This window comes from Maribacter sp. 4U21, assembly GCF_002742365.1.
Classification (GTDB): Bacteria; Bacteroidota; Bacteroidia; order Flavobacteriales; family Flavobacteriaceae; genus Maribacter.
Genome location: NZ_MDGN01000046.1, coordinates 46,334 through 58,711 on the forward strand (window position 1 = coordinate 46,334; position 12,378 = coordinate 58,711).

The window sequence follows — 12,378 nt, forward strand, 5'->3', positions numbered from 1 at the left end:
TACTTCGCATTTCACAACAGAAAAGCTCACCCCTACAACAATAAGTTCAAAATATCCGTTATAAAGACCATATTTGACGTTGAATGCTAGGGTACACAAGAAAATGACCTTGGAAATTCATAACAAGTAGGGGCCCAAAACTACAGATCATTATGAAAACTAATTTCAAAAAGAACGTTTTAAGCGCAATGGTTGTGCTCTTTAGTTGCCTACAACTAACAGCACAGGCCATTGTAATCAATGCACCTGAACCTGCGGACAATCCTAATCTTGCGGGTAACTCCCCATGGACGGCTATTTGTGCCGGTAACGGGGGATTCAACGAATACTTTGTCAACATTACTTGGGCAGGAACCGCCAACGCCGGTAATGAATTTATTCTGGAGCTCTCGGATGCCAATGGTAGTTTTGATGCCCCAACCACCTTGAAAACCATAACCGATCAAAATTCCAATTCGGATTTCAATACAGATTTCGCAATTCCTGTTACTACTCGTGGTCAAAGCTACAAGATGAGAGTGCGGAGTACCGATCCCGTAAAACTTGGGGCCGAATCTAACGCCTACAACATGTACTACATGGACGTCACTTCAAATCTCAATATAAGTGAAGCAGGAGACGGAACACCTCCGGGAAGTATTTGTAGTACAAATGCGATTACCCTGCAAGTTGATAATATAGCCAACCCTGAAACATATCAATACATATGGTTTAGAAGCGGAACTCAAATTTCTGGTGAAACGGGCCATACGATAAACATTTCCCAAAGCGGAATGTATAACGCGTTTATAGACTACGGTCCCATTTGTACCGGTTCCGGTAATACAGATTCTAACATAGTTGATGTTACGATAGGTTCTGGAGGGGCAGGTATCGTGGTTGCACCTCCCTCTAAAACAGCTTTATGCTCAGGAGACACGGAAACTTTGGCTATCAACACTACAGACCCTTCATGGAGCTATCAATGGTATAAAGACGATGTTGCCATAGCCGGGGCCATAGGAACCACGTACACCGTTAATGCGGCAAACGCAGGTTTTGAAGGAGATTATGCTGTTGAGATTTCAGGTTCGGGAACTTGTACCGAACGTTCAGCCGCAATCACGATGACCAATGCGGACAATTTTACGGTAACAAGGGATAATCTGGCGAATGTGGTGGTATTACCGTCTCAAACACAAACGTTAAGCGTTAGCACCGATGCTAGCGGACCAACCTATAAGTGGTTTAGGAACGGTGTAGAACTTACAGGGGAAACAAATAACTCCCTCACTATTACCCAAGAGGGTACTTATTACGCAGAGGTTTCTCAATCAGGAGGCGCCTGTTCCACATCGGCTAGGAACTCAGAGAATACGGTAGCCGTTGCTCCGGATGCTTTTGAAGTAATTGTGGATTATGCGGATGCATACACGTCTTGTGTAAATACCAGTATAATTCTTGATGTAACGACTATTAACGCTGTCGCAGCCGACGGAGCCACCACGAATGTGACGGCAGATTTAGAAGATGCCTTTACCTACCAGTGGCAAAGAAATGGGTCAGACCTTACGGGACAAAATGGAAAATCGATAAGCATAGCTTCCAATTCTGAAAATGGGGATTATAGTTTAAATGCCACCATAGATTCCTATAATGAAAACTCTAATGTATTGTCCGTTCAGTTATTGACTAGTGAAACCATAGCCATTAGCGCTACAAGCAGTATTTATTGCTCGGCCAGTGATGTTGTGACAATCAGCACATCAATCGACCTTTCTTCGGAAAGCTTTGAATGGCAGTTAGAAGGAGCCACCGTAAATACTACAGACGTGCAATACGATATTAATGCACCCGGAACATACCGACTAGTATTGGATAGGGACGGTTGTCCTCTCATTTCAAATGAAGTAACTGTTTCTCCTTTGGATGAGAACTTAATAACCCTAAATCCCTCTGGAGATATTGTTATACCGGAAGGTACTTCACGAACGGTTACTGCTAGTGGCGGTACAGCTTACCGATGGATGAATGCTGCAAACGCGGAAATGAGTAACTCCGACAGTGTAACTTTTACAGAGCCAGGAACTTATACCTTGGTGGCGTCCATAGATAATTGTGACATCATTAGACAAGTAGAGGTTAGTATTTTAGATACCTTTAAAGTACCTAATGTCATTACAGTAAACGGCGATGGTATCAACGATCAATGGGTTATACCAAACTCCTATTCAAACAAGCCAGATGTGAACGTAATTATTTACAACGAACAGGGAGAGGAAGTTGTAAACGAGTTCGACTATAAGAACAATTGGCCGCAAACGTCCACCGCATTTACCAAACAGAACATGGTATTCTATTATAAGATAAGGAATGCCAATGAAGTCCTTAAACAGGGAACTATCACAGTAATACGTTAATTTCACCATGCTAAAGAAAAGTGTTTTATATCTACTAGTATTATTTCTCGGCACCGTAAAAGTCGGAGCTCAGGAGGACAACCCTTTTGTGGCTTACGATGTGCCTGCACAAAACCTTTTAAAGTATAACAGGTTCTTAATAAATCCAACGTTCTCAACTGTTCGAGAAGATAAATCCTATGTAAACCTTCTACATAGAAACCAATCGGTACAATTTAATGATAATAACCAGAACTATTTTCTAAGTTACAGTGGTCGTATAAGCGACCGTACTGGTCTTGGACTTAGCTTGTATACGCAACGCTTAGGAGCCTTGAGCAACTATGGTGTTTTGGCCAACTACGCATATGGTATAAAGTTGAGCGATAAAAGTAATTTTACCTTTGGAGCAAACCTTTCTTACTACAATAGCGGGTTTGATGAAGGAAGAGCTACTACAGTTGAGGAAGACCCTTTTCTTGCAGGATTACAGGATCAGAATTTATTATCCTTTCAGCCAGGTTTCAATTTATCTTATGGCAAGTTTGATGTGGGTGTATTCGCTGAGAACCTGTTTGATTACAATATAAAGACTAGCGAATCCTTAACGGAATTCAAGGATAAAACATTTTCGGGACACTTACAATATACCCATCAGTTTGAAAACCAGTCCGGGGTATTGCAACAAGGTAGACTAATGCCTTTAGCGAGAGTAAGGAAAGTAGGGGAGGAGGAACTCACCTTAGGAGGTAGTCTAATTTTGGACTTGCCCAAATTGGGTTGGGTACAAGGTGGGTACGATAGTTTTTACGGTGCTTCAGCTGGGGTCGGTTTTAACCTCAACCAAAGAATCTCTTTAGGATATACCATGGAGAAGGGACTATCCAACAATTTTGACAATTTTGGACTTACACATGAGATATCATTTGCGTATTCTTTTACGCCTAATCTTACGGAAGACCGGGTAATGTTGGAGGATGATACGGACGACCTTGTCGAAAATTCGATAGAACCCGAAAATTTGGCCTCGTCGGAAGAGATTGCTGAACTGAAAAGAAAATTAGCTGAGAACGATGCCATAATCGAAGAGCTGATGTTTAGACAGGATTCTTTAGAATCAACAAGGCAGCAAGATCTGGAAAGACGATTCAATATGGTCATGCGCATGGTTAGAAACGAAACTAGTGGCGAACGCCCCGATTTAGAAAGAAAGGCCGAGGCGCTATTTAAAGGGAACGATGAAAGTAGTATTGCAGCTACAGCAAGAAATAATAGTAATGATGGAGGAGTGTCCAAGAATATCCGCAGGCAAACCGAGAACGATGCCATCGTAAACAATAGCGCAGCCAGAAAAGAGCCCGCTACCGCAGCACCGAAAATTACCCCGAGCGTATCTGAGGAAAGTGTAGCTGTTATAGACAAAGTAAGTACATCGGAATCTGAAGAAAAAAATGGGGTGGCCCGGCCCAACAGTAGAACAACCGTTACGCCAACAGAAATTGTTGCCACCAAAAAAACCGGTCAGGATAAATACAGGGAACCAGCTAGCACATACACCAAAGAAAAAGATGCGATCGCCGTTACTAGACCAAAAGGAAATACCAGTCAACGGTCTGGTACATCAACGATTGTACAAGACAAAGTAAAAAGCAGAAAGTTCAGGGACCTACCTAATGTTAAAGACGGCTATTATGTGGTAGCTAACGTTTATAAGGGAGGGAAATATATGGATAACTTTTTGAACACGCTTAACGATAAAGGTATTGATGCCAATTACATAGACAACCCAAACAACGGCTTAAAGTATGTTTACTTAGAGCGTTATGACACATGGGGCGAAGCTGTATCGGCCCATGAAAGCCAGTTTAATGGCGCTTACAATGACGCTACGTGGATTATGAACGTAGCCAATAGATATACCAATAGGGAATATGCCGCCAACGTTGACAAACTCAAGGAGAAGTCTTCCAAATATGATACAAGCGTATTACAGAAGAATGTAGTAGCACAAGATAAAGTAGCCGCTAAGGAAATTGACCCTCAAACGTATAAAATAAATGGAATAGGTTCAGGGTATTATATCATTGCTAACGTATTTGCAAACCCGAAAAACGCTAATCGTTTTGTAAAACTTTTAAACTCTTACGGTTTAAATGCAAGTTATTTTATCAACCCGGAGAACAAGTACCGGTACGTTTACTTAAAGCGCCACGATTCTTGGAGCAATGCGCTGATTTCCTATTACTCTAGATTGAACGATGCCTATGATGATAAAATGTGGATTATGCGGGTAAATTCAAATCAAATCGCTTAAAAATTAAGCTGAAATTCCACAGTAAATCCCGATGTTTTTCATTGGGGTTTTTTAATTTTTATCATCAACATTCGGTCAAATCGTATTTCAAAAATACCCTATTCCAAGTAAAAATAGACCGTTATTTTTAGTTTAAGAAATAGCCTTTTTACCATTTTTTTATCGTTATTGAAGCATTCATTCTCAGCAAAAATCGTTCATCTGCTTAAGATGTTGCATATCGATGAATAGCAATAAATAGAGTTCTTGTAGACCGGTCACCTAAGGTAATGCCGCTTTCACAACAATATAGTCGCATACCACAACATTAAATTCTGCACATCGTCACTATAATTCATATTTGTTATTGGAGTACTCTTTTTTTGGCCAATGCACAAGATTGAGCTTTAAGGAGAATAAGTCCATTTGAATAATACCGGATGATTATTATGTCTATTTACTTTCTCAATATTAAAACTGTGGTTACGGTTAGTTCCCGACGAGCTTCCCGTATCTTTTTTTTGACGGTTTTGTTTTGCCTTCTCGCATTCACTGGTTTTGCTCAGGAATATCAATCCTTTACAAGAACCTATCCTTCAGGCGATACTTTTAGATATCAAGCCAATATGAAGGGCGATTTGACTTTTGTGGGCAATAGTATCATGAACAGAGACGGCGGAACCGGTGATACCGAGCCTATTGATCCTTATAACAACCTCAACAACAATACTAGTTTTAACCCTAGAAGTAATCGGGATACTGAAACAGGAGGTTATTATAACTATAACGACTACAAGAACATGCGTTACATTGATGTGGACAATGATGTAACTACATTTAGTTCTAGTACTGCCAACCTCACTTTTGCAGATGCTTCCTGCAGCCGAATTAGATATGCGGCACTCTATTGGTCCGCAACCTACCCCAGAGATCATACTACTGATGCCTCCGGCACTGTCAGAACACATCCAATTGACCAAGTAAAGCTAATGGTTCCCGGCGGGACCTATGTAGACATTACAGCGGATGAAATCCTTTATGATGGACTTACCAATACGGCCTTATCCAGTAATGCACCCTACGCTTGTTACGCAGATATTACCGCATTGATAACCGCACAGGCAAATCCAGAAGGCGATTATACCGTAGCAAATATACCGGCCGCCCAAGGTGTGGGATATGATTTAAGTACCCGAACTAGCCATATGCCCGGTGGTAGCGCAGGTGGCTGGACCTTGGTGGTTGCCTACGAAAACCCTAACTTAAGTGGAAAGCTCATAACAACATTTGATGGTTTTGCTCGCGTTACCGGTTCAAACTCTATTACTATCGATTATAACGGCTTTACGACCATTCCAACGGGTCCCGTGAACGCTAATATAGGAGCAGCGGCGTTGGAAGGTGATTTCGCTATTACGGGCGACAGAATGGAAATTAGGGCAGCATTGAATTCAGGTTCCGGTTTCTACAGAATGCGAAACACTGTTAACCCCCAAAATAATTTCTTTAATAGTAATATTACACTGAACGGGGTTGACCTTGCAGGCAGGGTACCCTCCAGTTTAAATACACTTGGTTTTGATGCTGATTTTTTAAACCTGCCTACCAATACTATTCCTAATAATGAAACTGCGGCAACATTTCGTTTTCGTACGAATGGTGATCAATTTTATCCCTTTTTCAACTCCTTTAACATTGAGATTATTGAACCCAACATTGTTCTAGAAAAAAGAGTTGAAGATATTGCGGGTAACGACATTACGGGATTAGGCGTTAACCTTGGTCAAACACTGGATTATGTCCTGTCTTTTGATAACATTGGAAACGATGACGCGGATAATTATACGATAAGAGATATTTTACCCATCAACGTAACCTTGGACGAAGCATATTTCACGACTCCAGGGTCACTGCCAACAGGAGTTACATACACGTATGACCCAGCAACAAGAATAGTTCTTTTTACGATTCCAAATAACTTGGTTACCGATACTAGTCCTGTTTCGTCCATTAGAATGAGGGTGCGAGTGGCAGAAAATTGTTTTGATTTTGTTGATGCTTGTACAGACTTAATACAGAATTTAGCATATTCTACCTATCAAGGTATTGAAAATGACAACCAGATTACAGATGACCCTAGTGTTACGGATTTTGATAATTGTGGCTTTACTACTCCCGGAGCGACCAACTTTCTTTTGGACGATTTATCGGCCTGTAATTTTAGAAGAACCACTCAATTATGTGGAGATAATGTAATACTTGACGCAGGGGATAATTTTGACAATTATGTATGGGTAAGAGATGATAACAACAATGGTGTAATAGATGCCACGGATACCCCTATAAACGATGGTGACCCGGATAATGACCCCAGCACAGTGGTTGTAAACCAAGTTGGAACATATCTGGTAGACAAACAAATAGCAGACCCTTGTAAAGGATTTATGGAAATAATTGATGTTGAGCTTTTTGGTTCAACTCAGACTAATCCTATTCTAGACTATTTCAACGATTTAAATAGCGATGCTAATGCCTCTAACGATATACAGGGGGAAATTGTCGTGGACTGTAATGATGGTACAACACAATTTCCCAAGATATTCTTGTGTGGAACAAACGACAGCCAGCTTTTACAGGTAAATATTAGCGATGCGGAAGACCTTTTTTGGGAACGTCTAGACGAATCTAGCTGTACCGTGGAACCGGAGAACTGTTTGAACAGAAACCTAAGTTGTACTTGGAACCGGGTAGAGACGGGAAGTGATTTTACGGTCGGGACTGAAGGCAAATACAGATTATCCATTACGTACCTAAACGGATGCGTAAGCCGCTTTTATTTTGATGTTTTTCAGAATAACCTGGATATAGATTATACTAGTAGAGATGTAGTTTGTAATACCGATGGAAATATTACCATAACAAATCTGGGAAGTGGTTATGGCTATCAATTGGTCGATGTTGCCGCTAACACCATAGCGATTCCTTTTAGCGCTAACAACGGACCTAGTTTTGATTTTACCACTAATGGGGCTTTTAGAGTAGAAGTAACACCATTAGACCCATTTACAGGAGATCCAATTGTTGGCGCATGTGTGTTCAGTACTCCGGATATTGGTATTTTGAACAGGGACATGCAAGTAAACCTCACCACGACGGAAGCTAATTGTAACGCCCAAGGATCAATTCAAATAGACGCTTTAAATGTGTTCCCTAACTATTCTTACGAGCTAAGACTGGATGATGGTACCGCTGCGCCGGTTGCCCCTGCAAACGACCCTTATCAAGGATTACACCCAGGAGGCACTTTTATTGACGATGAAACCGCACAACCTAATAATTCACATACCTTCAATGTAAACGAGGGCGATTATTTTATCATTACAAGATCTGATGATGGTTGTATAGATGTGCAATCCATAACCGTTAATCGCATTCCAGACCCAACAGTTTCAGCACTGACCACTGCCAACATAGGCTGTTCGGCAGGTACAATTGAACTTAGTAGAACCGGAGGTCAGGGTAATCCAGATTTCCAGTACGCCATTTGGAGCAAGGACGGAACAGTATTGCACAGCCCAGGAGGTTCGCCAACCGAACAACAAATCGTAGATAATATTGATCCTAATGCCTATCAAACAGAGACAACGTTTACTTTTGGCTGGAGAGATACCGACAACGATTTAATCGACGAATACTTCCCAGGAGAAGACGGAACGTATCAATTTATAGTTTTAGATGCGAATGGATGTTATGGAATTTCGGCTCCGGTCACGATAGCTGATAATGGCGGACTTACCATTGATTCTATCAGCGAAGTGCAGCCATCTTGTTCAGGTGATGCTGATGGAGAATTGACCATTAACATTACAGGCGGAGCAGCCCCTTTTCAATACAGTATCGATAACGGAGCTAATTACCAACCTACCCATAATTTTGTTGGGTTATCCGCTGGAAATTATGATATCCGAGTACTTGACAGTAGCGGGTGTGATATTACACAACAGTACGTACTGAATCAGCCATTTCCATTAAGTGCATCGGCAGGAGTATCTAGAGATGCCACTTGTGACCCTAATGGAGGGGAAGTACGTATTACGAACGTGGTTGGAGGTAATGCGCCCTATGAGTATAGTTTTGACGGTGGTAGCACATGGGGGACGTCTTCAATCGCTGTACTGCCTTCTGGAGACTATACTGTTTTAGTTCGAGACAACGCATGTTCGTTCCCTATGAACGTTACTGTCGAGGATTTACCCGCACCTCCCAATGTGGCCTTGATCCCTGAGGTAAACTACAACTGTGATGGAACGGGTACGATTGCTGCTTCGCCGAGCATAAGTGGGTACGATTACAGATATGAGTTAGACGGTGTCCCAAATGCCCCAGACCCTACTAGCAATGTTTTTAATAACGTAGCTCCTGGCACCTATACCGTTACCACTTATTATACCTCCCAGACTCCACCAACTCCTAGTTTGCTTTTATCAGAAGATTTTGGTGTTGGAAATGGTACCATACCAAGTCCGGACACAAGAGGATATGCATATGAGGACCAAACGACAAGTACAGCTGGTGGTGGAGATACCAATAGAAATATTAACGATTTTCAGTACAGTGTTACCAATCGAATAGTAGAGCCTTTCGGACCTTGGATAAGCCCTAATGACCACACAAATCCTTCAGATCCAGACGGAAGATTTTTAGTAATCAACGTAGGAACACCAAGTCCAGGACAAATTATTTACACCAAACCTATAAATGATATTATTCCCAATAGACCTTTAAGGATATCACTTCACATTTTTAACCTCGTTGTTTCTACGAGGACTATACTAGATCCGGATTTAACCATTGAAATAGTGGATACCGGAGGAACGGTAATCCAATCCATAAGAACTGGTGATATTGCTAAGAACACAGGCCCTGACGATTGGGTTCTGTTTACTGCGGATTTAGATCCAGGAGCAAACACGAATCTGGATTTCGTTATCAGAACCGAAAAAATAGGGAATAATGGAAACGATTTAGCTTTAGATGACATAGAAATTTTTCAAATACCGGAGGTTTGTGAACTATCTGTTGAAACGCCGGTAACCGTGGCTGCCGGTCAAGTTTTCGGAAGTACTTTGCAAAGTTCTACGAATGCATCCTGTAACGGGTTGAGTGATGGAACAATCAGCTTTCAAGTAGCGAATTTTGATTCGGTTGCCGGGTTTGAATATTCTGAGGACGGAGGTACGAATTGGATTTTATCTACAAGTTCACCAGTAACTACAAATGCGGTTTTTGGAGCGGGTAACCAAACGGTTTTAATCAGAAAAGCGAACGAAATTACATGTACTACATCCGTATCCGCATTAATCACGGAGCCAACTGCCGTTGAGGTTAATGCAAATGTTACGACAGCACTAACATGTACGAATGGGGCAACGATTACGGCGAACGCCTCGGGCGGTACAGCTGTTTATAACTATCAACTTGAGGATGCTGGTGGTACACCTGTAGCTTCTTATGATTTTGCTACGAATGGTACTAACCGGGTATTTTCAGGTTTAGCCGATGGCACTTATGTTGTACGAGTTAGGGATGCAAATAATTGTGAGGATGTTATCGATACATCAATAATCATTAATCCATTGAACCCATTAGTGTTCAATGCCGTTCCGATGACTTGTTACGACGGAGGAAACAACGCCACTATTCAAGTAAACGTTACGGATGGTAATGGAGGATATCAATTTAGAATTGATGGAGGACCATGGTTAACGCCTACTCCGGCATCATCAACGACCTACACTTTCCAAAACTTATCAGATGGTTCTTTTGATATAGATGTACGAGACCAAAATGGATGCCCGTTGGCTTTGGCCACACAAACAGTTACAATAGAACCTGATTTAACAGTATCTGCTGTGGCTCCGAACATAGCTGCCTGTGATACATCAGCTGAGGTAACGATTACCGCCAATGGTGGTGACGGGAACTATACCTATGCCATTGTTGCTAGTGGTGCCACCCCTGTCAATGGAGATTTTAGCACAACAAACCCAGTGGCTGGTTTTGCGGCAGGGAATTACGATGTTTATGTAAGAGACAATAGTGGAAACACAGGTTATTGTTCAGAAAGTTTTGCTTTGACAATTACACAGGATGCGCCAATTAACTTTACCCCAACACCAACTGACGTTACATGCTTTGGGGACAGTAATGGGTCAATAGCCATCTTGGTCAATTCTGGAGGACAAGCTCCGTTTACCTATAGTATTGATAATGGGGTAACGTATGGTACAGATATCAATTTTCCGAATTTAAGCGCAGGTACGTATCAAGTAAGAGTAAGGGATGCAAACTTATGCGAATCAACGACCATACCTGTTACTGTTAATCAACCAGACCAATTAGTTGCAGAGGCAGTACAAACACAAGACTATACCTGTGCTCAACTTGGCCAAATCACTGTTGGAAGTATTACGCCAACGGCGGGTGGCTCTGGGGACTATCAATATCGTTTAAATAGTGGTTCGTGGACAACCACTACTACAGGCGGCCATACGTTCACGGATTTATCCAATGGCACGTATACCATAAGCGTTAGAGACGCCAATGCGATAGGATGTGAAATTACGTTAAGCGATGTTACCATTGCTCCTTTACCAGTAGCGCCTACAGTAGATTATACTGTTGTGTATAATTGTGATGGGACCGGCAATGTAAGTGTTACACCGTTTGATAGTTCGTTCATTTATATTTTAGATGGTGCAGCCCAAGGGCCAGGAGTTTCAGCCAATATTTTCAATAATATTGTAGTAGGAACGCACACGTTAAGGGTTACTTATAGTCCAGATTGCCATGTAGATACCACGGTGATTATTGCAGATGGCAACGCTTTTGAAGCTACCGTCACGGCTTTTGAAAATTTAGATTGTAACGGTGATGCTTCTGGTAGCATTACCATTGATGCCGACAATTACGGAGCTGGTGGTTTTGAATATAGTATAAACGGAGGTGGTTTTGTAGGCCCATTTACAACGGCCCAAACAATCGCCGGACTTAATGCACAGACGCATAATATTGTAGTTCAAGATGTAAATGACCCAACCGGATGTACAGTTTCCTTAAATCAAGTTTTAACCGAGCCAACGGCACTTGATGTCAGCGCTGCGATAACAACAGATTTTACTTGTAATAATTCGGGAGCAACAATAACAGCGAGTACTACAGGAGGTACACCGGCGTATCAATATCAATTGGAAATCAGTGACGACGCAGATCTTGCCGCGCCTTATGCATCTATTATTTCCGTAGAAAGACCTTATCAGAATTCACCTATCTTCAATAATGTTCCAGTAAGTAACCCAGGGGAGAGCTATGTAGTTCGGGTTAGGGATAGTAATAATTGTGAAGACGTCATAGATAACGCAATCACGGTAGCAGGTCCAGAACTCATTGTGTTTAATGCAGTACCTACCGCATGTTATACTGGCAATAACGACGGGTCTATTGTAGTGAATGTTACGGGAGGCAACGGAGGATATCAATTTCGAATAGACGGAGGGCCATGGAGAACACCTGCCATTGCAACGGATGTTACCTATACATTTACGGGATTATCCAACGGTAGCTATGATGTTGAAGTTACGGATGCATTTGGTTGTATATCTGCCGTAGCATCCACTACTATACAGCCCAATCTTAATGCCACCGTAG

At 41.8% G+C, this 12,378-nt stretch carries 2 protein-coding genes and 1 pseudogene; all 3 read left to right on the forward strand.

Annotated elements, in window-relative coordinates; translation table 11 throughout:
- Positions 1 to 152 precede the first annotated feature (152 nt).
- A complete protein-coding gene (locus tag BFP77_RS09690) occupies positions 153 to 2,399 on the forward strand; it encodes a gliding motility-associated C-terminal domain-containing protein (RefSeq protein ID WP_257212926.1) in 2,247 nt (748 codons plus the stop codon).
- Between the two features lie 7 nt (positions 2,400 to 2,406).
- On the forward strand, positions 2,407 to 4,692 hold the full coding sequence (locus tag BFP77_RS09695; protein WP_099573835.1) for a PorP/SprF family type IX secretion system membrane protein: 2,286 nt from the start codon (positions 2,407 to 2,409) through the stop codon (positions 4,690 to 4,692).
- Positions 4,693 to 5,297: 605 nt separating this feature from the next.
- Positions 5,298 to 12,378, forward strand: a pseudogene (locus BFP77_RS09700) (hypothetical protein); the annotation flags it as partial.

Excerpts from the sequence above, each read along its gene's own strand:
- BFP77_RS09690 (WP_257212926.1), top strand. The coding sequence starts at position 153 with ATGAAAACTAATTTCAAAAAGAACGTTTTAAGCGCAATGGTTGTGCTC.
- BFP77_RS09695 (WP_099573835.1), top strand. The coding sequence starts at position 2,407 with ATGCTAAAGAAAAGTGTTTTATATCTACTAGTATTATTTCTCGGCACC.